The organism is Streptomyces mabaensis (genome assembly GCF_053763515.1).
On record NZ_JBSOPZ010000022.1, the window covers coordinates 1 to 23,649 of the forward strand.

Below are 23,649 nucleotides of genomic sequence, written 5' to 3' on the forward strand. Positions count from 1 at the left end.
GGACGGGAGTCCAGGGTGGCCGAAGGCCATCGCGCAGCGACGCGACCGCAGGGAGCGCCCTTGACACCCGGCCCGGAGCCGCCATCATCACCAACCCGGCGGCCCCCCACCCGAACCACCCGACCCCGGGCGCGGGCCTGTCCTTCCCGCACCACCCACCCCCGGGCACGTCCGCCCGTCACACCGCCTCCGCCGCCACTTCCGTCCCCGTCCCCACCCCCGAGCTGAACAGCCGAAGCCGGTGCGCAAGTGCCGCCGCTTCGCCGCGGCTTGCCACGCCGAGCTTGGCCAGGATGTTGGACACGTGCACGCTCGCCGTCTTCGGCGAGATGAAGAGTTCCTCGGCTATCTGGCGGTTGGTACGCCCCACCGCCACCAAGCGCAGGACGTCCCTCTCCCGGCTGGTCAGGCCGAGCTCCTCGGCCGGGTCAGCCAGGTCGGCCGACGGTTCGGCCGCTTCGGGCGTGGCAGCCAGCGACAGCCTGGCGCGCCGGGCGAGCAGCGCAATGTCCTCCAGCAGGGGGCGGGCGCGCAACTGCCCGGCCGTCTCACAGGCCTCTCGCAGCAACCGGGCGGCGGCCTCCCGCCCATTTTCCAGCACGTCAGGGCCAGAACCGGAAGCACGGTCCGAACCACCCGCCCCCGCCACCAGCGCCTCCGCCAGCCGCAGACGCACCTGGGCCAGCAGGTACGGGCGCTCCAGCGGCCCCAACGCGGTGGCCGCCTCCGCCCAGTGGTCCACGGAGTTCCGGCCCTCCGCGCGTTCCAGTTCGGCCGCGACGCACAGTGAGTACGCCACCCACAGCGGCACCGGGGTGGCCAGTCGCCGGGCCGCCGCACGGATCCGGGCCAGGGCTCCGGGCCGCCCCGCCTCCGCCGCGGGCAGCCCGCGCGCATCCGCCTCCGCACGGGCGGCTGCGAGCAGCAGCGGCCAGCCGTAGCGGTGGGTGCCGGGAGCGAAGCCCGCTTCGAGGGCGCGCTCCAGCTCGGCACGCGCGTCGAGGATGCGGCCCTCCGCGGCCGCGAGGCCGAGGGCGAGCCGGGACAGCGGGAGGGTGATCTGCGGCATCGGATCATGGGTGCCGTAGTGCTCGTGGGCGGCAGCCAACTGGCGCCGCGACTCGGCCAGTTCCCCGCGGGCGAGCGCCAGTTCCGCCAGCTGAAGCGCCGCCGTCCCGCGCGGCTTGGCAGTCTGAGCGGCTTCCTGGATGCGCCCGACGTGGCCGGCCGCCTCGTCCCAGCGCCCGAGGGCGAGGAGCGAGTCGTTCATATTGCCGAGCGCCCACGCCTCGACGTCCCGCAGGCCGTACTTCGCGGCCAGCGCGACCCCCTCGGTAGCGACCCGCACGGCGTCCCGGGAGCGGCCGACGGACTCCAGGACGGACGGCAGGTTCACATGGCTGCGGCCGATCTGGCTGACCATGCCCAGCTCGACCACCCGCTTCTTGACCGCGTACATCTCGGCGAGACCGCCCTCGATGTCGCCGGAGTCGGTGCGCAGGCCACCGACCGTGAGTCTGGCGGTCAGTTCGATCTCCTCGGCATCGACCAGCCGCGCGTACTCCACGGCCCGCTCGGCCGCCGTCAGGCTGTCCGGTCCCGGCGCGTGCCGGTGTCCCCAGCTCGCCACACTCGCCAGCACCCCGGCGTGTACCGCCGACGGCGGCAGGCCCCGGACCAGCTCCTGCGCGGTGCCCAGTTCCGCCCAGCCGTCGCCGCGCGCCAGGCTCTGCACCAGCTTCGAGCGCTCCGTCCAGAACCACGCGGCGCGCAGCGCGTCGTTCTCGCCCTCCAGCAGCCGCAGCGCCTTCTTGGTGAGCGTCAGAGCCCGCTCGCGCTCGCCGCCGAAGCGCGCCGCGACGGCGGCTTCCGCCAGGAGGTCCAGGTAGCGAAGCGGGGTGGTCGCCGGATCACAGCCGCACGGCGGGTACGCCTCCGCGTAGTCCAGCGGGCGCAACTCCTGCCGGACCGCGGCCGGAACGTCCTCCCAGAGGTCCATCGCCCGTTCCAGCAGCCGCAGTTGCTCGGAGTACGCGTGCCGCCTGCGCGCCGCCACCGACGCCTCCAGCACGGCCGGCAGCGCCTTCACCGTGTCGTGCGCGTAATACCAGTAGCTGGCCAGCCGGATGGGCCGCTCGTCGGCCCGTACGAGCGCGGGGTCGGCCTCCAGCGCCTCTGCGTACCGGCGGTTGATCCGGGAGCGCTCGCCCGGCAGCAGATCGTCGCTGACGGCCTCGCGGACGAGGGAGTGCCGGAAGCGGTAACCGTCGCCGTCCGGGGTGGCGTTCAGGATGTTGGCACCGACGGCGGAGCGCAGCGCCTCGATCAGTTCGTCCTCGCTCAGTCGCGCGACGGCGAGCAGCAGCGGGTACTCGACGGTCGAGCCGCCCTCGGCGACCATCCGGACGACCCGCTGGGCATCCTCGGGGAGCGCCTCGACGCGTACGAGCAGCAGGTCGCGCAGCGAGTCGCTCAGACCCGTCCGGCAGGTGGTGGTGCCGATGCAGCAGGCGAGTTCCTCGACGAAGAACGCGTTGCCGTCCGAGCGGCTGAAGACATCGTCCACCAGCGCCTGTTCGGGCTCGGCGGCGAGAATTCCGGCCAGCTGCCGGCGGACCTCGGTGCGGTTGAAGCGGGCCAGTTCGATGCGCTTGAGGGTGCGCAGCCGGTCGAGTTCGGCGAGCAGCGGCCGCAGCGGATGGCGCCGGTGGATGTCGTCCGCCCGGTAGGTGGCGACGACGACGAGCCGGCCGCGGCGCAGGGTGCGGAAGAGGTAGGAGAGCAGATGGCGGGTGGAGGCGTCCGCCCAGTGCAGGTCCTCGAGCGCGAGTACGACCGTACGGTCCACGGCGAGGCGTTCCAGGAGCCGGACGGTCAGCTCGAAGAGGCGGGCCGTGCTCTCCTCCTGGTGCGGGCCCCTGGGAGCGTCGCCGAGTTCCGGCAGCAGCCGGGCCAGCTCGTCCTCCTGGCCGGCGGCCGCGGCGGCCAGCTCCTGCGGCATCGCCCTGCGCAGGGCGCGCAGGGCGGTGGAGAACGGTGCGAACGGCAGCCCCTCGGAGCCGATTTCGACACAGCCGCCCACCGCCACCACGGCCTCCCGGCGGCATGCCTCCGAGAGGAACTCCTCGACGAGCCGGGTCTTGCCCACGCCCGCCTCACCGCCCACGAGCAACGCCTGCGGCTCTCCCGCGGCGGCGAGGGTGAGCGCGTCGGTGAGTACGGTGAGTTCGTCGGCGCGGCCGACGAACACGGGGCTGACAGACCTGGTTTCCACGTCGCCGAGCATCGCACAGACGTCCGGCGCCGGGGCAGCGGTACGGAGGACGACCGCCGCCCCGGAACCGACGGAGCCCGGGCTCGTACGGCCGGGGCTCAGGTGCCCCGAGGTCGTACGGCCCAGGCTCATGTGTCCCGGCGTCCCCGGCGTCAAGCGGCCCGGGCGCGTACCGCCCGGCATCATGCGGCTCGGGCGAACCGGGACCGCAGGGCGCTCACCGTCCCTTCGTGATCATGCCGGCCGGAGCGCACGGCGGCACGGGCCGCCCGGCGCGCCCTGGCGGCCTGCCGGGCCTTGCGGGCGGTGGCCGCCTCGCCGATCAGCTGGTCGTGGCGGAGCTTCTGGATCTCGTACTCGAACATCTCGTTCTCCCTGGTGGCACTTCCTCGGACGGCCGACGGTTCGTCGGCGTGATCCAAGGTTCGCGCCCCAGGGGGCCCCACCACATCGGGAGAGTGCCGCATCTCCCCGGCCCGCAGGTCCTTAGACCGACCGCGGACAGCCTTAGGAGCTGTCGCCCTTACGGGCCGTAGTCAGGAGCCGGCCTGCGGCGGGCCCACGAGTGCGCCGGAGTACATGACACCAGCGATCAGCAGGCCGAGGGCTCCGAGAGCGACGGCTGCCCACGCGAACGACCGGACCCAGACGGGCTGTGTCCGCCCCGGGGTGCCGAAGGCCGGGCGGACCAGGACGAAGACGCCGACGAGCAGGGCCAGTACCGCGAAGGCGCCGTTGACGAGGGCCGTCATGTCCCAGGCGGCGCCGTAGAGGGCGGAGATCGTCTGCCCGGGGTCGGCGCCCTGCGGGGTTTCGAGCTGGCCGATGAGCGTCTGCCGCTCGGCGGCCACCCGCCCCACCCAGGTACCGGTGAGGGACGCGACACCGAGGCCGGCACCGGCGACGGCCGCGGCGCCCGCGCCAATGCCGGTGCGCGCGCCGGCGGAGTCGTCCCCGTGGCCGGCGTCGTCGTCAGCGGCTGCGTCCGCGTCGGTGTTGTCCGGGCGGCGGTCGGCATCCCCCTGCACGGCATCCACAGGAGCAGCGGCCTTGGTCTCCTCCGGGCCGGTCTCCTCCCGGCCGGTCTCCTCGGCCTGCGTGTCGGGTGCGGCGGCTTTCTTGGTATCCATACGTCGCACCGTACGGACCGTTTCTGAGAGCCCGCTGAGAACGCGCAGAGTTACGCCCGCTGCCATTCCGTGGCCAGTACCGACCAGATCTCCAGGTCCCGGCGGACGCCCCGGTACAGGTGGCTCTCGCGCATCGTGCCCTCCCGGGTCATCCCGAGCCGCTTGGCGACAGCCAGGCTCCGCGCGTTCGCCGCGGAGGCGATCCACTCGACCCGGTGCATACCGCGCTCCCCGAACGCCCAGTCGATCAGGCACCGCGACGCCGCCGTCACCAGCCCGCGCCCCGCCGCGGCCGGCTCCAGCCAGCAGCCGACCTCGCAGTTCCCGGCGGCGGCGTCGAAGGTCCGGAAGAGGACTCCGCCGACCAGCGTGCCGTCCAGCCGGATGCCGTAGATCCGCCCGGTGTCCGCCGCCTGCTTCTGCGCGTATCCGGTCAGGAACTCCCGCGCCGAGGCGAGGTCCGTGGCGCGCTCCGCCAGGCCGATGTGCTCGCCCACGTAGTCGCGCGCCCGGTCCATGTGGGCGAGGTACTCCTCGGCCTGCCAGGGCTCCAGCGGGCCCAGCCGGGCATCAGCACCGAGGTCGTCACCGAAGGATCCGCCGAGGGATATGGAGAACATGCGGGTCAGGTCCTGTCGCCGGGTCGGGTCACTTGACGAGCGCGGCCGGCTCCGGGTTCTGGTCCGGGGCCGGTTCGGCGGCCGGCTCGTGGCCCGCCGCCGGGCTCTCCTCGCTCAGCAGTTCACCGGCGATCTTCGCACGTCCACGTCCATGTCCGGGTCCACGTCGGCGTCCACGTCGGCGCCCGCGCCCCCGTCCGCCGTCGGTCGGTTCGATGCTGATCCGCGGCAGCCACCGGTCCAGCCACCCCGGCAGCCACCAGTTCGCCCCGCCGAGCATGTGCATCAGCGCGGGCACCAGGAGGGTACGCAGGACGAACGCGTCCAGGGCGACCGCCGCGGCGAGCGCGATGCCGAACATCGCGATGACACGGTCCCCACTGAGCACGAAAGCCAGGAAGACGGTGATCATGATAACCGCCGCGGAGTTGATCACGCGGCTGGTCTCCGCGAGCCCGACCCGCACCGCCCGCCGGTTGTCCCGGGTCTCCAGCCACTCCTCGTACATCCGGCTGACCAGGAAGACCTGGTAGTCCATGGAAAGGCCGAAGAGCACCGAGACCATGATGACCGGCAGGAAGGGCTCGATCGGCCCCGCGCTGCCGAGTCCCAGCAGCTCGCTCCCCCAGCCCCACTGGAAGACCGCGACGACGACCCCGAAGGCGGAGGCGACAGCGGCGACGTTCATCGCGGCGGCCTTGAGCGGGATGCCGATGGAGCGGAAGGCGACCAGCAGCAGGAGGCACCCAAGGCCGATGACGACGCCGACGAACAGCGGCAGTTTGCCGACGATGATCTCGGCGAAGTCGTCGTAGCTCGCGGTCACTCCGCCGACGTACACCTCCAGCGAGGTGCCCGCCTCGGCCCGTGGCAGGACGTCGGCGCGCAGCCGGTCCACGAGGTCGCTGGTGGCCCGGTCCTGGGGTGCGGACTCCGGTACGACGGTGATGACCGCGGTGTCGCCGCTGCGGTTGACGGTGGCGCGCCCGGCCGAGGCGACGCCCTCGGTGGTACGGAGGGTGTCGGCGAGGCCGTCGAGGGCGAGCCGGTCGTCGGCCCCGTCGAGGCGCGCGACCAGGGTGAGCGGGCCGTTGACGCCGGGGCCGAAGCCTTCGGCGACCAGGTCGTAGGCCTGGCGGGTGGTGGAGGTGGCCGGATTGTTGCCCTGGTCGGAGGTCCCCAGATGGAGCGAGAGCGTCGGCAGCGCGAGGACGAGCATCACGACGGCCGCGACCGCGCCGAGCAGTTTGGGGTGGCGTTCGACGAAGTGCGACCAGCGTGCGGCGAAGCCGGTGACCGCCTCCGGCCGGGGGCCGTCCGCGGCGAGCCGGCGCCGTTCGCGCCGGGAGAGTGCGTGCGTGCCGATGAGGGACAGCAGGGCGGGCAGCAGGGTCACCGAGGCGACGACGGTGAGTACGACCGTGAGCGATGCGGCTATGGCGACGCCGCCCAGGAAGTTCAGACGCAGGATCAGCATGCCCAGTAGGGCGATGCAGACGGTGGCGCCGGCGAAGACGACCGCACGGCCGGTGGTGGCGATCGCGGTCTCGGCGGCGTCGGCCACGGACAGGCCGCGTTTGAGCCCCTTGCGGTGCCGGGTGACGATGAACAGCGCGTAGTCGATGCCGACGCCGAGCCCGATCAACAGGCCGAGCATCGGCGCGAAGTCGGCGACGGTCATGACGTGGCCGAGCAGGACGATGCCCGCGTACGCCGTGCCGACGGCGACCAGGGCGGTGGCGATGGGCAGCAGGCTCGCGGCAAGGGATCCGAAAGCGAGGAAGAGGACGACGGCGGCCACGGCCACGCCGATGATCTCGCTGAGGTGCCCGGTCGGTGCCTCGGTGAGCGCGATGGCGCTGCCGCCCAGTTCCACCTGGAGGCCGTCGCGTTCCGCGGACTTCGCCACGTCGACGACCGCCTGTGCCTGCTCCGGGGTGATGGCGTCGGCCTGCTGGGCGAAGGTGACGGTCGCGTAGGCGGTGTGTCCGTCCTCGCTGATCTGTCCTGAGTTCTGTCCTGAGTTCCCGTCCTCGTACGGGCCGGTGACGGCGGCGATGCCCGGGAGACCGGCGATCCGGTCGAGCGCTGCGGTCATGCGCTGCTCGACGCCTGCGGCGCGGACCGTGCCGCTGTCCGTGTGCCATACGAGGGTGTCGCGGTCACCGCCCTGGTCGGCGAACCCTTGCCGGAGCAGGTCGGTGGCCTGCCCGGATTCGGTGCCCGGGACCTCGTAGTCGTTGGAGTACGCGGAGCCCGCGGAGGCCGCTGCGGCAGCGGTGCCGCCGAGTGCGAGGAGCCAGAGCAGGACGGCGACGAGGCGGTGACGGACGCACCACCGTGCTATGGCTGCCAACGGACCTGCTCCTTGGGTGGTTCTTGGATCTTTACCGGAAACACCCTGCAAAGAGCACATGACCTACTGATAGCAACTGTCGCAGTCGAGACTGATCGTTTGCCCCTTTCGTGGGCATCGTCACAGGGGCGCGCGGGGGCCCCGGGGCGCTCGCCCCGGACCCCGCGCTCCCCGTGGTGTGCGGCGGCTGTCAGCCGGAGACGCTCGCGCGCCCGTTCTCGATGTGGCCCATCAGGCGCCGGCGGAAGGCGCTGTCGCCCTCGGCCGTGACCTGGAGGTCGTACCAGCCGTGCGCGTCGGCCGCCGAGTGCACGACCGTACGGCTGCGGCCCGGCTTGACGGTGATCTCCCGGGTCCAGTCGCGCAGATCCGCCTCGTCGACATAACCGAGCGGACGCACGGTGAAGGTGAGCGGCTTCGTCCCGCGGTTGCGGAGCGTCAGATGCAGGTCGCGGTCCTCGTGATCGATGTGCGAGGAGAGTTCCGCGCCCGCGGTGGCCGCGGCCGTACCGGCGAACTCGCGGCGGAAGCCGTTCGGGCCGGTGAGGGTGAAGCGGTAGGCGTCACCGGCGAGCGGTACGTCCCACTGCGCCTTGCCCTTGACGTCCCGGTGCTGCGGGACCGGGAACTCGCCGGCGTACGGGTACAGCGCGAAGTGCGCGCTCGCGCGGCCCGCGTTGCGCAGGGCGACCCGGAACACGCCGCCGTCGGCCTTGCCGTACGCATCCGGCTGGTACGGCAGGGGGCGCGCGGGCCGCGTGCCCTCCTCCTGTACGGGCATCCGCTGTACCGCCGGCGGGACGGGCCGCCAGCGGCCGGTGAACGGCGGGACGGCGCCTGGCTGCTCGACGTCGGGCTGCGGGCGGCCGCGCCGGAAGTCGAACGCGGAGGTCAGATCGCCGGTGACCGCGCGCCGCCACGGGGTGATGTTCGGCTCCTCGATGCCCGTCCACTTCTCCAGGAAGCGCAGGGTCGAGGTGTGGTCGAACACCTCCGAGCAGACATAGCCGCCGACGGTCCACGGGGACACGACCAGCAGCGGCACGCGGATCCCGAGGCCGGTGGGGCGCCCCTGCCAGCGTTCGTCGGTGTTCTCGGCCGGCGGGACGGGCGGCGGGACGTGGTCGAAGAAGCCGTCGTTCTCGTCGTAGTTGATCAGTACGACGGTGTGCCGCCACACGTCGGGGTGCGAGCCCAGCGCGTCGAGGACCTTGTAGACGAGGGTGGCGCTGGCGATCGGCGAGGAGGCGCCGGGGTGCTCGGAGTCGAGCGCGGACGGCACCAGGTAGCTGACCTCGGGGAGCTTGCCGGCCGCGACGTCGGCGCGGAAGTTCTCCGCGAGGCTGCCGGTCTTCTCGCGGCGCAGGGCGCGCTCGAAGAGGCTGCGCTCCGCCGGGGTGAGGGTGGCGACGCCCTCCTCCAGCGCGGCGAGCAGCCGCTCGCGCTCGGCGGTGTCCTGCGTGTCGCGCACCTTGGCGTAGAAGGCCTCCATGTACGTGAAGTCGCCGGCCTTCGCGAGTGCCTTGCGGGCGATCGCCTTGAAGGTCGCGAAGAACTCCAGGTTGTTGTCGGTGAAGTTCTCCCACTCCTGGTACGTCTTCCAGCTGCGGCCTGCCTCCTCCAGCCGCTCGGGGTAGGTGGTCCAGCCGTACCCGGGGTGCGTGCCCTCCGCGTACGCGGCGTTGGAGACGGCCCGCTTGCCGTCGGCCTCGTACCCCGTCCAGCCACTGACGAGGTGGTTCCGGTTCGGGCTCGTCGAGGTGTGGATCGACGAGTGGTAGGCGTCGCAGATGGTGAAGGTGTCCGCGAGCTCGTAGTGCAGCGGGAGGTCACGGCGGTCGTAGTAGGCCATGGTGGCCGCGGACTTGGCGGACACCCAGTTGTCCATCCAGCCGTTGTTCCAGGCCTTGGCGCCGCCGTTCCACGAGTGGTCGAGGTCGCCGATGTACTGGAGGTCCTTCTGCTGGGTCTCGGCGGCCTCCCGGACGGGGAAGGGCAGCACGGTGCGGAGCGGGCCCGGCTGCTCGAAGACCGGCTTGCCGGACGGCAGCTCGATGGCGTTGCGGTCACCGAAGCCGCGTACGCCGCGGAGGGTGCCGAAGTAGTGGTCGAACGAACGGTTCTCCTGCATGAGGATCACGACGTGCTTGACGGCGCGCAGCCCGCCGGTGGCCGGCTCGGCCGCGAGTGCGGCCCGGAGCGACGGCGGCAGCAGCGAACCGGCCGCCGCGGCGCCGAGCGTGCCGGTGCCGAGGGCGAGCAGGCGTCGACGTGAGATGTCCGTGGCCAAGTGATCCTCCCGAGTCAGGTGTTCCGGCCGGGACGGTACTGAGGCCGGGTGACCCGGGGAAGGCGTACGGACGGCCCATCGGTGAACGTCCAACAGGACGACTCGAAATGTCCAAGCTGCCGGCGCCTGGGTTACGCAGGATCCTGACCGCGCGAGGCCGCCTGAGTGCTCCGGTACGGGAAAGGGGCGGCCGGCACCTCTCGGTGCCGGCCGCCCCTTTGGCGTACGTACGAACCGCGTCAGCCCTCGACGCCCAGCCGCTCGAGAATCAGTTCACGCACGCGCGCCGCGTCCGCCTGGCCCCGGGTGGCCTTCATGACCGCCCCGACCAGCGCGCCCGCCGCCGCGACCTTGCCGCTGCGGATCTTGTCCGCGATCCCCGGGTTGCCGGCGATCGCCTCGTCCACGGCCGTGCCGAGCGCGCCCTCGTCCGAGACGACCTTCAGGCCGCGCTTCTCGACCACGTCGTCCGGACCGCCCTCGCCCGCGAGGACACCCTCGATGACCTGACGGGCCAGCTTGTCGTTGAGGTCGCCGGACGCGACCAGCGCGGTGAGCCGGGCGACCTGCTCCGGTGTGATCGGCAGCGCCGCGAGCTCCACGCCGTCCTCGTTCGAACGGCGCGCCAGCTCACCCATCCACCACTTACGGGCGGACGCGGCATCCGCGCCCGCGTCCATCGTCGCGGTGATCAGGTCGATCGCACCGGCGTTGAGGACGGACTGCATCTCGTGCTCCGAGATGCCCCACTCCTCGCGCAGCCGGTTGCGGCGCACCCGCGGGAGCTCGGGCAGCGTGGCCCGCAGCTCCTCGACCCACTCGCGGGTCGGTGCCACCGGCACCAGGTCGGGCTCGGGGAAGTACCGGTAGTCCTCGGCCTCCTCCTTCACCCGGCCCGACGTCGTGGAGCCGTCGTCCTCGTGGAAGTGGCGGGTCTCCTGGATGATCGTGCCGCCGGACGAGAGGACCGCCGCGTGGCGCTGGATCTCGTAACGGGCCGCACGCTCCACCGAGCGGAGCGAGTTGACGTTCTTGGTCTCGGAGCGCGTGCCGAACTTCTCGCGCCCGTGCGGGCGCAGCGAGAGGTTGACGTCGCAGCGCATCTGGCCCTGCTCCATGCGGGCCTCCGAGACGCCGAGCGCCTTGATCAGCTCGCGCAGCTCGGCGACATACGCCTTGGCGACCTCGGGAGCGCGCTCGCCCGCACCCTCGATCGGCTTGGTGACGATCTCGATGAGCGGGATGCCGGCCCGGTTGTAGTCCAGCAGGGAGTGGGACGCGCCGTGGATACGGCCGGTGGCGCCGCCGACGTGCGTCGACTTGCCGGTGTCCTCCTCCATGTGGGCCCGCTCGATCTCCACGCGGAAGACCTCGCCGTCCTCCAGCTGGACGTCCAGAAAGCCGTTGAAGGCGATCGGCTCGTCGTACTGGGAGGTCTGGAAGTTCTTCGGCATGTCCGGATAGAAGTAGTTCTTCCGGGCGAAGCGGCACCACTCGGCGATCTCGCAGTTCAGCGCGAGGCCGATCTTGATGGCCGACTCGACGGCGGTGCCGTTGACGACCGGGAGCGAGCCGGGCATGCCGAGGCAGATGGGGCAGGTCTGCGCGTTGGCCGCGGCGCCCAGCTCGGTGGAGCACCCGCAGAACATCTTGGTCCTGGTGCCGAGCTCGACATGGACCTCAAGGCCCATGACGGGGTCGTACGTCGCGAGGGCCGCCTCGTACGACAGGAGTTCAGTGACGGTCACGGTGAGACTTTCCCTCTCAGCCCAGCAGGACGTCGTCGTCGCCCAGGCGCTTCAGCTCACGGAAGAGCATGGCCAGGCCGGTGGCGACGGCGGCGGCGGAGACGACGGCGTCGAGCAGCAGGAGCGTGTCGCTCTCGGTGCGGGCCTTCCGGGCCTGCTTGGCCACGCTGAGCGCGCCGAACGCGGTGGTTCCGATGGACAGGTACAGGCCGGTGCGGGACTTCTTGAACCCCATGGCCTTGGTCAGAGCGCTCACAGTGACGGTGCCTCCTCGAGCAGCGGGTGTCCCCAGCGGGCGACGAACGCCGCCTCCACCGCGGCGCCGACCTTGTAGAGCCGGTCGTCCTGCATGGCGGGGGCGATGATCTGGAGTCCGACCGGGAGGCCGTCCTCCGGCGCCAGGCCGCAGGGCAGCGACATGGCGGCGTTGCCGGCCAGGTTGGTCGGGATGGTGCACAGGTCGGCGAGGTACATCGCCATCGGGTCGTCGGCGCGCTCACCGATCGGGAAGGCGGTGGTGGGCGTGGTCGGCGAGACAATGACGTCGACCTGCTCGAATGCCTTCTCGAAGTCGCGGGTGATGAGGGTGCGCACCTTCTGGGCGCTGCCGTAGTACGCGTCGTAGTAGCCGGAGCTGAGTGCGTACGTACCGAGCATGATCCGGCGCTTGACCTCGTCGCCGAAGCCGGCCTCGCGGGTGAGCGCGGTGACCTCCTCGGCCGACTTCGTGCCGTCGTCGCCGACCCGGAGGCCGTAGCGCATGGCGTCGAAGCGGGCCAGGTTGGAGGAGCACTCGGAGGGGGCGATCAGGTAGTACGCGGAGAGGGCGAGGTCGAAGGACGGGCAGTCCAGCTCGACGATCTCGGCGCCCAGCTCCCGCAGCAGTTCGACGGACTCGTCGAAGCGCTGCATGACGCCGGCCTGGTAGTGCTCGCCGCGGAACTGCTGGACGACACCGACGCGCATACCGGCGACGGAGCCGTTGCGGGCGGCCTCGACGACCGGCGGGACCGGGGCGTCGATGGACGTCGAGTCGAGCGGGTCGTGTCCGGCGATGACCTCGTGCAGGAGGGCCGCGTCCAGGACCGTACGGGCGCAGGGGCCGCCCTGGTCGAGGGAGGACGAGAACGCCACCATGCCGTAGCGGGAGACGCCGCCGTACGTGGGCTTGACGCCGACGGTGCCGGTGACGGCGGCGGGCTGGCGGATGGAGCCGCCGGTGTCCGTGCCGATGGCGAGCGGGGCCTCGTAGGAGGCGAGCGCGGCGGACGAACCGCCGCCGGAGCCGCCGGGGATGCGGGTGAGGTCCCACGGGTTGCCGGTCGGGCCGTAAGCGCTGTTCTCGGTCGAGGACCCCATGGCGAACTCGTCCATGTTGGTCTTGCCGAGGATGACGACGTCGGCGGCCTTGAGCTTCTTGGTGAGCGTGGCGTCGTACGGCGGGATCCAGCCCTCGAGGATCTTCGAGCCGACGGTGGTCGGGATGCCCTCGGTGGTGAAGATGTCCTTCAGCGCCAGCGGGACGCCGGCCAGCGGGCCGAGCTTCTCGCCCGCCGCACGCTTGGCGTCGACGGCACGGGCCTGCGCGAGGGCGCCCTCGCGGTCGACGTGCAGGAAGGCGTGCACCTTCTCGTCGACGGCCACGATCCGGGCCAGGTGGGCCTCGGTGACCTCGACGGCCGTCAGCTCGCCGGAAGCGATCTTCCCGGCGATCTCGGCGGCGGTGAGCTTGATGCAGTGCTCGTTCTTGTTGGTGGCTGTCATGGTGATTAGTCCTCCCCCAGGATCTGCGGCACCTTGAAACGCTGCTGCTCCTGGGCGGGGGCGCCGGAGAGCGCCTGCTCGGGGGTGAGCGACGGACGGACCTCGTCCGCTCGCATGACGTTCGTCAGCGGGAGCGGGTGGGAGGTCGGCGGAACGTCTTGGTCGGCTACCGCGGATACGCGGGCGACCGCGCCGATGATGTCGTCGAGCTGTCCGGCGAAGTGGTCGAGCTCTTCGGCCTTCAGCTCCAGACGCGCCAGCCGAGCGAGGTGGGCGACCTCCTCGCGCGTGATGCCAGGCATGCAGCGATCCTCTGGGGGTGGTGAGTGTGTAGTTTCGGGCCCAATCCTATGGGGCTCGGGCCCCCGGCCACGAAACGGTTTGGCGGGGCGCGATCCGGGGGTCCTTCCCCGGCCTCGCCCCGGCCCGAAACCGGGGCGCCCCCGGCCCCCGGACATCCCCCCAGGGCCTCTCTTTTGGATCTTGCCGGGCTCGCGGGGCCTGGCACCGCACCTCGCCGCGTTGTCGTCAGTCGCCAGGGCTCCGCCATGGCTCCTTCCTCCGCCTTGCGATGCACGGCACCAGACCCCGCTCCCTGATCCGGCCTGATCCAAACGAGAGGCCCTAGTTCAGCACCTGGCCGGACGGGGCGTCCGCCTCCTTCGGGGCGGGGTCCGCGGTGGAGGCCGCCGCCAGTTCCGCCGGCCGGCGCCAGCCGTGTTCGCCGCGGGCCAGCAGCCAGGCCGTCGCCTCCTCCGGAGGCATCGCGGCGGCGACGAGCCACCCCTGCACCGCGTCGCACCCGAGGTCGCGCAGGCGCTCCCAGGTCTCGTCGTCCTCGACGCCCTCCGCAACGACGAGCAGGCCGAGTGAGTGGGCGAGGTCGACCGTGCACCGGACGATCTCCGCGTCCTCGGTGTCGACCGCGAGCCGGGCCACGAACGAGCGGTCGATCTTGAGTTCGCTCACCGGGAGCCGGCGCAGGTGCACCAGGGAGGAGTACCCCGTACCGAAGTCGTCCAGGGACATCTTCACGCCGTGGCCGGTGAGGCCCGCCATGGTGTCGGCGGCCCGCTGCGGGTCCTCCAGCAGTACGTGTTCCGTTATCTCCAGCTGGAGGGCGCCGGCCGGGACACCGTGGCGCGCGAGCCGGGCCGCCACCGCGCCGGCGAAGCCGGGGGTGTGGACGTCGCGCGGCGAGACGTTGACGGCCACCGGTACGTACAGCCCCTGCGCGCGCCACCGCGCGACCTGGGCCAGCGCGGTCTCCAGCACGTACTCGGTCAGGTGCGGCATCAGTCCGGAGGACTCGGCGATGGCGATGAACTCGTCGGGCGAGACCCGGCCCCGCTCCGGGTGCACCCACCGCACGAGCGCTTCGAGCCCGGCGACCTGGCCGTCGAAGCGGACCTTGGGCTGGTAGTGGAGCTCGACCTCGCCCGCGTCGAGCGCCCGGCGCAGGTCGCCCAGCAGTCCGAGCCGGTCGGGGGTGTTGCTGTCGCGCTTGGACTCGTAGACCTCGACACCCGTGCGGTCCCGCTTGGCCTGGTACATCGCCACGTCCGCGCGCCGCAGCAGCCCCTCCGCGTCGAGCGCGTGCTCGGGGAAGACGGCCAGGCCCGCGCTGGCCTCCAGGACGAGGGTGAGCCCGTCCAGGTCGAGTGGTGAGCTGAGTTCGGCGACCAGGTGGCGGGCGACACGCTGTGCGCTGGTGGTGGAGTCGGTGGTGGGCAGCAGTACGGCGAACTCGTCGCCGCCCAGCCGGGCCGCCTCCGCACCACGGGGCAGCGCCAGTTGCAGCCGCTCCGCTATCTGCAGCAGCAGCCGGTCGCCCGCCAGATGCCCGAGCGTGTCATTGACCGAGCGGAACCGGTCGAGGTCTATCAGGACCAGGGCCGCCCGGGAGCCGAGCCGTTCGGCCTCGTCCAGCGCCGACCAGGTCCGCTCCAGCAGCCACTGCCGGTTGGGCAGCCCGGTCAGCGGATCGCGCAACTGCTCCTCCGCCCGCGCCCGGGCGATCCACAGCGTGGAGTCCAGGGCGATCAGCGGGACGGCGAAGAGCGGCAGCAGCACCGGCACCGATACGGCGACCACGCAGATCAGCGGCGTGATGCCGAGCAGGGCGCCGGCGACCAGCGCCTGCCTGAGCAGGGCCGTACGGGCGATGGTGGGCAGCCCGCCGTGCTGCGCGAGGGCGTACCAGAGGAGCACCCGGGTGACGCCGAGGTACGCGCCGGCGGCCAGGGCCACCTGGGGGACGGCCTCGATGCCCCAGTCCAGCGGCTGCCAGGGCTGCTCGACGGTCGGTACGACCCCGAACGCCGCGAGGACCAGCGCGCCCGCGCCGATGCCCACGATGTCCACCGCGCCGTGCAGGACGCCCAGGCGCCAGCGGCGCCTGCGGGCCGGCCCGACGAGCACGATGACGGCCAGACTGACCAGCCCGGCCGGCAGCCATCCGTACAGCAGGAGTACCGAGAGGGTGAGCGCCGCACCGGAGCCGGTGCCGCCCCACCACCTGCCGCGGCCGAGGGCCACCAGGTGGCCGACGATGATCCCGGTGAGCAGGGCGAGGGACCAGCCGACGGCTGCGCCGGGGAACAGGGCGCGCCCGTCGCTCAGTGTGCTGAAGACGCCGCCGGCCAGCATCAGGCCGGCGACCGCCATGACGGCGCCGGGCAGCGCGCGGATGAGCCTGGCCGCCATGTCGTGCGGGGGCTGTGCCGGGGAGCCGGGGACCAGGCCCCCGAACCTGCGCAGGCGTGGGTCAGGGGCGGCGCTCTCGGTCGGTTTCATGCCCGTCCCTCTCACTGCCGGCGGTGCCCGTGCCACGTGGTGGCCCCGTTGTCATGCCACCACGGCCGAGTGCCCACCACACAGCCGCGCACGACAGGCGCACCCCTCAACAGTAGGCCGCGGAAGGCGTCCACGGGCAGCGGTCGGCGGGGGTTGCCCGAATGCGACCTGGCCACCCTTATCCATCTGGTATGCGTCGAACGGGTGATGTCCGCCCCCCTCTTCGTCCCGGCCGGCACGGCTACTCCCCGACGGGCACGGCGGCTTCGCGCGCGGCGTCGGGGCCTTGTGCCAGCAGGACGGCGAAGCCCTCCTCGTCCAGCACGGGCACCTTCAACTGGACCGCCTTGTCGTACTTCGAGCCAGGACTCTCACCCACCACGACGAAAGCGGTCTTCTTGGAAACGGAACCGGTCACTTTCGCTCCGAGGCTCTGGAGCGCCTCTTTCGCGCCATCTCGCGTGTGGTTCTGCAGCGTGCCCGTCACCACCACGGTCAGGCCCTCCAGCGGACGCGGTCCTTCGTCCTTCCAGCCGCCCTCTTCCTCCATCCGGACCCCGGCCGCCCGCCACTTGCGCAGGATCTCCCGGTGCCAGTCCTCCGCGAACCACTGCTTGAGCGAGGCCGCGATGGTCGGGCCGACGCCCTCGGTGGACGCGAGCTCCTCCTCCGTCGCCTGCTCGATCCGCTCCAGCGAGCGGAACTCGCGGGCCAGCGCCTCGGCCGCCACCGGCCCCACATGACGGATGGACAGACCGGTGATGATCCGCGCCAGCGGACGCTCCTTGGCGGCCTGGATGTTCTTCAGCATCGCCAGGGTGTTGGTCTTCGGCTCGCCCTTCTGGTTGGCGAAGAAGGTGACGATCTTCTCCTCGCCCGTTCTGGGGTCGCGCTTGGGCAGCCCGCTGTCCTGGTCCCGTACGTACGACCTGATCGGCAGCAGCTGCTCGACGGTGAGGTCGAACAGGTCGCCCTCGTCCCGCAGCGGCGGCTCGGCCGGCTCCAGCGGCTGGGTCAGCGCGACCGCCGCGACATAGCCGAAGTTCTCGATGTCCAGCGACTTGCGGCCGGCCAGATAGAACAGGCGCTCGCGCAGCTGCGCCGGGCAGGAGCGGGAGTTGGGGCAGCGGAGGTCGATGTCGGCCTCCTTCATCGGCCGCAGCTCCGTACCGCACTCGGGGCACTCGGCCGGCATCACGAACTCGCGCTCGGTGCCGTCCCGCAGATCGACGACCGGCCCCAGGATCTCCGGGATCACGTCGCCCGCCTTGCGCAGCACCACCGTGTCGCCGATGAGGACGCCCTTGGCCTTGACCACGGCCTGGTTGTGCAGGGTGGCGAACTCGACCTCCGAGCCCGCCACCTTGACCGGCTCGACCTGCGCGTACGGCGTGACCCGGCCGGTGCGGCCCACGCCGACGCGGATGTTCACCAGCTTGGTGTTGACCTCCTCCGGCGCGTACTTCCAGGCGATCGCCCAGCGCGGCGCCCGCGAGGTGGAACCCAGCCGTCCCTGGAGCCGGATCTCGTCCAGCTTGACGACCACGCCGTCGATCTCGTGCGCCACGGAGTGCCGGTTCTCGCCGAAGTACGCGATGAACTCCCGCACCTCGTCGAGCGAGCCGACCACCTTGTTGTGCTGCGCGGTCGGCAGGCCCCACTCCCGCAGCAGGCCGTACGCCTGCGAAAGGCGGTCGATCTCGAAGCCCTCCCGGGCGCCGATGCCGTGCACCACCATGTGCAGCGGACGCGTCGCGGTGACCTTGGGGTCCTTCTGCCGCAGCGATCCGGCGGCGGCGTTGCGCGGATTGGCGAACGGCTTGTCCCCGGCTTCCACCAGCCGCGCGTTCAGCTCCTCGAACTTCGCCATCGGGAAGTAGACCTCGCCGCGGATCTCCACCAGCTCGGGAATCCGGTCGCCCGCCAGCCGGTCCGGGATCTCCGCGATCGTCCGGACGTTGGGCGTGATGTCCTCGCCGGTGCGGCCGTCGCCGCGGGTCGCGGCGCGGGTCAGCCGCCCGTGCTCGTACGTGAGGTTGACCGCGAGGCCGTCCACCTTGAGCTCGCACAGGAAGTGGTACGTCGACGTGCCGACCTCGCGGGCGAGGCGCTCGGCCCACCCGGTCAGCTCCTGCTCGTCGAAGGCGTTGTCGAGGGAGAGCATCCGCTCGCGGTGCTGCACCGCGGTGAACTCCGTCTCGTACGCCCCGGCGACCTTCTGGGTGGGCGAGTCGGGCGTCCTCAGCTCCGCGTACTCCTCCTCCAGCGCCTCCAGCTCGCGCAGCAGTATGTCGAACTCCGCGTCGCTGACGACCGGCTGGTCCTTCACGTAGTACCGGAAGCGGTGCTCCTCGACCTGCTCAGCGAGGAGCGCGTGCTTCTCCCGTGCCTCCGCGGGCACCACTGCGTCCTGTTCGCCAGCCACCGTCTGTCCTCCCGTTACTCAGGGTTGTCCGCGAGAGACCTCGCCGCCCGGGCGCAGTGCGCGAGTGCCGCGCGGGCGTACGCGGGCGACGCCCCCGCGAGCCCGCACGACGGAGTGATCACCACGGACTCGGCGAGAGTCCCCGGTGACAGCCCCAGCCTGCGCCACAGCGTCCTGACACCCATGACGCTACCGGCCGGGTCCGACAATGGGCCGTCGGTGCCCGGCACGATGCCGGCGAGGAGCTTCGTGCCGCCCTCCACCGCCTCGCCGACCGCCTCCTCGTCACGCTCGGTGAGCAGGCCGAAGTCGAACGAGACACCCGCCGCACCGGCCCGCCGCAGCAGCGCGAACGGCACGTCCGGCGCGCACGAGTGCACGATCACCGGACCGTCGGTCACCCCGACCGCCTCCCGCAGCGTCGCCTCGACGACCTGGCGGTCCACCGCCCGGTGCGTCCGGTATCCGCTGGCGGTCCTGACGTGCCCGCGCAGGACGGCGATCAGCGACGGCTCGTCGAGCTGGAGCACCACCTCGGCGCCCGGCACCCGGCGTCGCACCTCCGCGAGGTGGTCCCGCAGCCCCTCGGCCAGCGAGCCGGCCAGGTCCCGGCAGGCGCCCGGGTCGCCGAGCGCGGCCTCGCCGCCGCGCAGCTCCAGCGCCGCGGCCAGCGTCCACGGGCCGACCGCCTGCACCTTGAGCACACCCTCGTAGCCCTGGGTGAACTCCTCCAGCGCGTCGAGGTCCTCGCCCAGCCAGGACCGGCCGCGCCGGGTGTCCCGCCCGGGCCGGTCGCTGATCCGCCAGCCGCTGGGCTCGACATGCGCGTACATCTCCACGAGCAGCCCGATGGTCCGCCCGATCATGTCCGCGCCTGGGCCGCGCGCCGGCAACTCCGGCAGGAACGGGAAGTCCTCGAAGGACCCGATGGCGGTCTTCGCGGCCTCGCGGGCGTCGCCGCCGGGCAGCGACCCGACACCCGTGGCTCCGCCCCACGTGATCTTGTTCATCGTCCCGGCCGCACCGTCAGGTCGTGGACCTCCGCGTCGCGCGGCAGGTCGAGGGCCATCACGATCGTCGTGGCCACCGACTCCGGGTCGATCCAGCGCGCGGGGTCGTACTCCTTGCCCTCCTGGGAGTGCACCTTGGCCTGCATGGGGCTCGCGGTGCGGCCCGGGTAGACCGAGGTGACGCGGATGCCGTTCGGCTTCTCCTCGTGGCGCAGCGCGTCGGCGAGGGCCTTCAGGCCGTGCTTGGAGGCGGCGTACGCGCCCCACTCGGCGTGCGCGGCGAGGCCGGCGCCGGAGTTGACGAAGACCACATGGCCGTGGGAGACGCGGAGTTGGGGCAGCACGAGGCGGGTGATCTCGGCCGGCGCGATCAGGTTCACATTGAGCTGCTCGTGCCAGGTCTTCGGGCGCAGATCGCCGACCGGGCCGAGGTCGACGATGCCCGCGATGTGCAGCAGCGAGTCGAGCTGACCGGGGAGGGCCTGCTTGTCGAAGGCCCAGGACAGCCGGTCCGGGTTGGCGAGGTCGCCAACGAGCGTGCGGGCGCCGGGAAAGCGGGCGGCGAGCTCCTTGGCCCGGCCGGCGTCCCGGGCCAGCAGGACGAGCTCGTCGCCCCGCTCGTGGAGCCGGCGCGCGACGGCCGCGCCGATCCCTGAACCGGCACCGGTGATCAGATGGATAGCCATACCGGCCATGCTCGCATCACCGGAAGGGAAGAAGTCGGCCCGCCCCGGTGCTGAGGTCGGTATGACCCAAGGACACCGCATCACCATCGAGCAGGGCACCGCGCACGTACGCGTCGTGCGCGACGGGCAGGTCCTCGCGGAGAGCCGGCGGCCGCTGCTGCTGCGCGAGACGGGGTGCCCGGTGAGGTACTACCTGCCGCCCGAGGACGTACGCACCGATCTGCTGACGCGCTCGGACACCCACACCCACTGTCCCTTCAAGGGAGACGCCGACTACTGGTCGGTGCCGGGCGCGGCGGATCTCGTATGGGCGTACCCGGACCCGAAGCCCGATGTCGCCGCGATCAGGGGCCACTTCTGCTTCTACGACACCGAGGTCGTCTGACCGGCGGGCGTCCGGGGCGTTCACGGGTGGCCCGCGTAGCGGCCGGGGTCAGGCGACCGCGGCCGCCCGCTGGGTCGTCGCGATGGTCGCCGAGCCGACGACCCGGGTGCCGTCGTACAGCACGATCGCCTGGCCCGGCGCCACCCCGCGTACCGCTTCGCCGAAGGTGACCCGCAGCTCGCCGTCGACCAGCTCCGCCGACACCTCGGTCTCACCGCCGTGGGCGCGCAGCTGCGCGGTGTACGTACCGGGGCCGGCCGGGGGCGCGCCGCACCACCGGGGCTTGATCGCCGTCAGCCCGGTCACGTCCAGCGCCTCGACGGGGCCCACAGTGACGGTGTTGTTCACCGGCGAGATGTCCAGGACATAGCGCGGCTTGCCGTCCGGCGCGGGGTGGCCGATGCGCAGGCCCTTGCGCTGGCCGATCGTGAAGCCGAAGGCACCGTCGTGCGTGCCCAGCCTGGCGCCCGACTCGTCGACGATGTCGCCCTCCGCCCGGCCGAGCCGGTCCGCCAGGAAGCCCTGGGTGTCGCCGTCCGCGATGAAGCAGATGTCGTGGCTGTCCGGCTTCCTGGCGACCGCCAGGCCCCGGCGCTCCGCCTCCGCGCGGATCTCGTCCTTGGTGGTCAGGGTGTCGCCCAGCGGGAACATGGCGTGCGCGAGCTGCTTCTCGTCCAGCACACCGAGGACGTACGACTGGTCCTTGGCCATGTCGCTGGCCCGGTGCAGCTCACGGGTGCCGTCCTCGTTCAGGACGACCGTCGCGTAGTGGCCGGTGCAGACGGCGTCGAAGCCGAGCGCGAGCGCCTTGTCGAGCAGCGCGGCGAACTTGATCTTCTCGTTGCAGCGCAGGCACGGGTTGGGGGTGCGGCCGGCCTCGTACTCCGCGACGAAGTCCTCGACGACGTCCTCGCGGAACCGCTCGGCCAGGTCCCACACGTAGAAGGGGATGCCGATGACGTCCGCGGCCCGGCGGGCGTCGCGGGAGTCCTCGATCGTGCAGCAGCCGCGCGCGCCCGTCCGGAAGGACTGCGGGTTCGCGGAGAGCGCGAGGTGGACGCCGGTCACGTCGTGCCCGGCTTCGGCGGCGCGGGCGGCGGCGACGGCGGAGTCCACGCCGCCGGACATGGCGGCGAGGATACGGAGGGGGCGCTGCGGGGTCTGCTGCGGAGTCTGAGTCATAGCACCAAACAGGGTACGTGTCCCGGGGAACTGATCGCTTGGGCGTAACCGTTGTGGATCGCATGGGGAGAGTGGGGAAGGACACGAGCCGCGGTGTCGGCCGCCGGGCGCTGCTGATCGGTGGCCTCGGCGCCGCGGCGGGAGCGGGCATCCTGGCGAGGGATGAGCTGAAGCGCGTCTGGTGGCGGGTGCCGGGCGTCGAGAAGCCGCGCAAGGAGGGCGAGCTGGACCACGCGGGGGCGGAGTGGACGGCCGCCTCCCCGGCGAACTGGCGGCGCGCGGACCGGCCCGACGACTACACCGTCGACCGGGTGGTCATCCATGTCGTCCAGGGCAGCTACCCGGTCGCGCTCAAGGTGTTCAAGGACCCGGGGCACGGGGCGGCGGCGCACTACGTCGTGCGCAAGGACGGGCACGTCGCGCAGATGATCCGCGAGCTGGACGTGGCGTACCACGCAGGGAACCGGGACTACAACCAGCGCAGCATCGGTATCGAGCACGAGGGCTTCGTCGACCGGCCGGCCTCGTTCACCGACGCGATGTACCGCTCCTCGGCGCGGCTGGCGGCGGGGATATGCGCGCGGTACGGGATACCCGTCGACCGGGAGCACATCATCGGGCACGTGGAGGTGCCGGGGACGGACCACACCGACCCCGGACCGCACTGGGACTGGGACCGCTATCTGCAGCTGGTGGCCCAGGCCCGCAAGGTCCTCAGCTGAGGCCAGCCGTGCGGGCCCGCTCCACCGCCGGGCCGATCGCCTCGGCCACGGCGTCGATGTCCGCCTTGGTGGAGGTGTGGCCGAGCGAGAAGCGGAGAGTGCCGCGGGCCAGGTCCGGATCCGTGCCGGTGGCGAGGAGGACGTGGCTGGGCTGGGCCACGCCGGCCGTGCAGGCGGAGCCGGTCGAGCACTCGATGCCCTGGGCGTCCAGCAGGAGCAGCAGCGAGTCGCCCTCACAGCCGGGGAAGGTGAAGTGCGCGTTCGCGGGCAGCCGGTCGTCCGGGTCGCCGCCGAGGATCGCGTCCGGAACGGCCGCGCGTACCGCCTTGACCAGCTCGTCGCGCAGGCCGCCGATCTCCCGGGCGAACTGCTCGCGCCGTTCGGCGGCCAGTACCCCGGCAACCGCGAAGGCCGCGATCGCGGGCACGTCGAGCGTGCCGGAGCGGACGTGCCGCTCCTGCCCGCCGCCGTGCAGGACGGGTACGGGGCTGTACTCGCGGCCGAGCAGCAGCGCGCCGATGCCGTAGGGGCCACCGATCTTGTGGCCGCTCACGGTCATGGCGGCGAGCCCCGAATCCGCGAAACCCACCTCGAGCTGACCGACGGCCTGCACCGCGTCGGCATGCAGCGGAACGCCGAACTCGCTTGCCACGGCGGCCAGTTCCCGGACCGGCTGGACCGTACCGATCTCGTTGTTCGCCCACATCACGGTGGCCAGCGCAACGTCGGCGGGGTTCCGCTCGATCGCCGCGCGCAGCGCTTCGGGGTGCACCCTGCCGTACGCGTCGACCGGCAGGTACTCCACCGTCGCGCCCTCGTGCTCGCCGAGCCAGTGCACCGCGTCGAGTACGGCGTGGTGCTCGACGGGGCTGGCCAGCACCCGGGTCCGGGCGGGGTCCGCGTCCCGCCGCGCCCAGTAGAGCCCCTTGACGGCGAGGTTGTCGGCCTCGGTGCCGCCCGCGGTGAACACCACCTCGCTCGGCCGCGCCCCCAGCGCGTCGGCGAGGGCCTCGCGGGCCTCCTCGACGGTACGGCGCGCCCGGCGGCCGGCAGCGTGCAGGGACGAGGCGTTGCCGGTGACGGCGAAGTGGGCGGTCATCGCCTCGACCGCCTCCGGCAGCATCGGAGTGGTCGCGGCGTGGTCGAGGTAGGCCATGGTGGTCACGATTCTACGAGCCGCGGCGAGGGCGCGGACCCGGCGCGGGGGTGCACCGGGCCTGCGGTGCCGGGCGTGCGCCAGGACTTGACTGCCGTACCCCCG

General features: G+C 72.2%; 18 protein-coding genes. 2 read left to right on the plus strand and 16 right to left on the minus strand.

Annotated elements, in window-relative coordinates:
* Positions 1-178 precede the first annotated feature (178 nt).
* The 14 genes from ACWV17_RS20345 to ACWV17_RS20410 form a co-directional block, all read right to left on the minus strand.
* On the minus strand, positions 179-3,286 hold the full coding sequence (locus ACWV17_RS20345; protein WP_455360933.1) for an ATP-binding protein: 3,108 nt from the start codon (positions 3,284-3,286) through the stop codon (positions 179-181).
* Between the two features lie 170 nt (positions 3,287-3,456).
* Complete coding sequence (locus ACWV17_RS20350) at positions 3,457-3,639, minus strand: hypothetical protein (RefSeq protein ID WP_455356796.1); 183 nt, start codon at positions 3,637-3,639, stop codon at positions 3,457-3,459.
* 171 nt (positions 3,640-3,810) lie between these two features.
* Positions 3,811-4,404 carry a hypothetical protein gene (locus tag ACWV17_RS20355; protein ID WP_455360869.1) on the minus strand — a complete coding sequence of 198 codons (594 nt, stop codon included), beginning with the start codon at positions 4,402-4,404 and terminating at the stop codon, positions 3,811-3,813.
* Positions 4,405-4,454: 50 nt separating this feature from the next.
* On the minus strand, positions 4,455-5,024 hold the full coding sequence (locus ACWV17_RS20360) for a GNAT family N-acetyltransferase (RefSeq protein WP_455360870.1): 570 nt from the start codon (positions 5,022-5,024) through the stop codon (positions 4,455-4,457).
* Between the two features lie 28 nt (positions 5,025-5,052).
* Positions 5,053-7,380 carry an MMPL family transporter gene (locus ACWV17_RS20365; RefSeq protein ID WP_455360871.1) on the minus strand — a complete coding sequence of 776 codons (2,328 nt, stop codon included), beginning with the start codon at positions 7,378-7,380 and terminating at the stop codon, positions 5,053-5,055.
* Positions 7,381-7,570: 190 nt separating this feature from the next.
* Positions 7,571-9,670, minus strand: a complete 2,100-nt coding sequence (locus ACWV17_RS20370) for a phosphocholine-specific phospholipase C (RefSeq protein ID WP_455356800.1) — start codon at positions 9,668-9,670, stop codon at positions 7,571-7,573.
* Positions 9,671-9,909: 239 nt separating this feature from the next.
* Positions 9,910-11,418, minus strand: a complete 1,509-nt coding sequence (gatB, locus tag ACWV17_RS20375) for an Asp-tRNA(Asn)/Glu-tRNA(Gln) amidotransferase subunit GatB (RefSeq protein WP_455360872.1) — start codon at positions 11,416-11,418, stop codon at positions 9,910-9,912.
* A 16-nt stretch (positions 11,419-11,434) separates the two neighbouring features.
* Positions 11,435-11,653, minus strand: coding sequence for a hypothetical protein (locus tag ACWV17_RS20380; protein WP_455360934.1), 219 nt, complete (start codon positions 11,651-11,653; stop codon positions 11,435-11,437).
* 17 nt (positions 11,654-11,670) lie between these two features.
* Positions 11,671-13,182 carry an Asp-tRNA(Asn)/Glu-tRNA(Gln) amidotransferase subunit GatA gene (gene gatA / locus ACWV17_RS20385; RefSeq protein WP_455360873.1) on the minus strand — a complete coding sequence of 504 codons (1,512 nt, stop codon included), beginning with the start codon at positions 13,180-13,182 and terminating at the stop codon, positions 11,671-11,673.
* 5 nt (positions 13,183-13,187) lie between these two features.
* The gene (gene gatC / locus ACWV17_RS20390) at positions 13,188-13,484 is read right to left on the minus strand and encodes an Asp-tRNA(Asn)/Glu-tRNA(Gln) amidotransferase subunit GatC (protein WP_455360874.1); all 297 of its coding nucleotides are present in this window, start codon (positions 13,482-13,484) and stop codon (positions 13,188-13,190) included.
* Positions 13,485-13,806: 322 nt separating this feature from the next.
* Positions 13,807-15,978 (minus strand): putative bifunctional diguanylate cyclase/phosphodiesterase, encoded by a 2,172-nt coding sequence (locus ACWV17_RS20395; protein WP_455360875.1) that lies wholly within the window; start codon positions 15,976-15,978, stop codon positions 13,807-13,809.
* Positions 15,979-16,219: 241 nt separating this feature from the next.
* Complete coding sequence (ligA, locus tag ACWV17_RS20400; protein WP_455360876.1) at positions 16,220-18,403, minus strand: NAD-dependent DNA ligase LigA; 2,184 nt, start codon at positions 18,401-18,403, stop codon at positions 16,220-16,222.
* Positions 18,404-18,417: 14 nt separating this feature from the next.
* Complete coding sequence (locus ACWV17_RS20405) at positions 18,418-19,413, minus strand: methionine synthase (protein WP_455360877.1); 996 nt, start codon at positions 19,411-19,413, stop codon at positions 18,418-18,420.
* A complete protein-coding gene (locus ACWV17_RS20410) occupies positions 19,410-20,108 on the minus strand; it encodes an SDR family oxidoreductase (RefSeq protein WP_455356807.1) in 699 nt (232 codons plus the stop codon). The genes ACWV17_RS20405 and ACWV17_RS20410 overlap by 4 nt, the downstream gene beginning before the upstream one ends.
* Between ACWV17_RS20410 and ACWV17_RS20415 the strand changes: the two genes are divergently transcribed.
* Positions 20,107-20,484 (plus strand): DUF427 domain-containing protein, encoded by a 378-nt coding sequence (locus ACWV17_RS20415; protein WP_455360878.1) that lies wholly within the window; start codon positions 20,107-20,109, stop codon positions 20,482-20,484. The two genes, ACWV17_RS20410 and ACWV17_RS20415, sit on opposite strands and share 2 nt — an antisense overlap.
* Positions 20,485-20,532: 48 nt before the next feature.
* Here ACWV17_RS20415 and mnmA read toward each other — a convergent pair whose 3' ends face one another.
* A complete protein-coding gene (mnmA, locus tag ACWV17_RS20420; protein WP_455360879.1) occupies positions 20,533-21,666 on the minus strand; it encodes a tRNA 2-thiouridine(34) synthase MnmA in 1,134 nt (377 codons plus the stop codon).
* Positions 21,667-21,728: 62 nt separating this feature from the next.
* On the opposite strand from mnmA, the gene ACWV17_RS20425 reads away from it, so the two are divergent.
* Positions 21,729-22,388, plus strand: coding sequence for an N-acetylmuramoyl-L-alanine amidase (locus ACWV17_RS20425; protein ID WP_455360880.1), 660 nt, complete (start codon positions 21,729-21,731; stop codon positions 22,386-22,388).
* On the opposite strand, the gene ACWV17_RS20430 is transcribed toward ACWV17_RS20425, so the two are convergent.
* The gene (locus ACWV17_RS20430) at positions 22,381-23,544 is read right to left on the minus strand and encodes a cysteine desulfurase family protein (protein ID WP_455360935.1); all 1,164 of its coding nucleotides are present in this window, start codon (positions 23,542-23,544) and stop codon (positions 22,381-22,383) included. The two genes, ACWV17_RS20425 and ACWV17_RS20430, sit on opposite strands and share 8 nt — an antisense overlap.
* Between the last annotated feature and the right edge of the window lie 105 nt (positions 23,545-23,649).

Excerpts from the sequence above, each read along its gene's own strand:
- ACWV17_RS20345 (WP_455360933.1), bottom strand. The coding sequence starts at position 3,286 with ATGCTCGGCGACGTGGAAACCAGGTCTGTCAGCCCCGTGTTCGTCGGC.
- ACWV17_RS20350 (WP_455356796.1), bottom strand. The coding sequence starts at position 3,639 with ATGTTCGAGTACGAGATCCAGAAGCTCCGCCACGACCAGCTGATCGGC.
- ACWV17_RS20355 (WP_455360869.1), bottom strand. The coding sequence starts at position 4,404 with ATGGATACCAAGAAAGCCGCCGCACCCGACACGCAGGCCGAGGAGACC.
- ACWV17_RS20360 (WP_455360870.1), bottom strand. The coding sequence starts at position 5,024 with ATGTTCTCCATATCCCTCGGCGGATCCTTCGGTGACGACCTCGGTGCT.
- ACWV17_RS20380 (WP_455360934.1), bottom strand. The coding sequence starts at position 11,653 with ATGGGGTTCAAGAAGTCCCGCACCGGCCTGTACCTGTCCATCGGAACC.
- gatA (WP_455360873.1), bottom strand. The coding sequence starts at position 13,182 with ATGACAGCCACCAACAAGAACGAGCACTGCATCAAGCTCACCGCCGCC.
- gatC (WP_455360874.1), bottom strand. The coding sequence starts at position 13,484 with ATGCCTGGCATCACGCGCGAGGAGGTCGCCCACCTCGCTCGGCTGGCG.
- ACWV17_RS20395 (WP_455360875.1), bottom strand. The coding sequence starts at position 15,978 with ATGAAACCGACCGAGAGCGCCGCCCCTGACCCACGCCTGCGCAGGTTC.
- ACWV17_RS20405 (WP_455360877.1), bottom strand. The coding sequence starts at position 19,413 with ATGAACAAGATCACGTGGGGCGGAGCCACGGGTGTCGGGTCGCTGCCC.
- ACWV17_RS20415 (WP_455360878.1), top strand. The coding sequence starts at position 20,107 with ATGCTCGCATCACCGGAAGGGAAGAAGTCGGCCCGCCCCGGTGCTGAG.
- ACWV17_RS20410 (WP_455356807.1), bottom strand. The coding sequence starts at position 20,108 with ATGGCCGGTATGGCTATCCATCTGATCACCGGTGCCGGTTCAGGGATC.
- mnmA (WP_455360879.1), bottom strand. The coding sequence starts at position 21,666 with ATGACTCAGACTCCGCAGCAGACCCCGCAGCGCCCCCTCCGTATCCTC.
- ACWV17_RS20425 (WP_455360880.1), top strand. The coding sequence starts at position 21,729 with ATGGGGAGAGTGGGGAAGGACACGAGCCGCGGTGTCGGCCGCCGGGCG.
- ACWV17_RS20430 (WP_455360935.1), bottom strand. The coding sequence starts at position 23,544 with ATGGCCTACCTCGACCACGCCGCGACCACTCCGATGCTGCCGGAGGCG.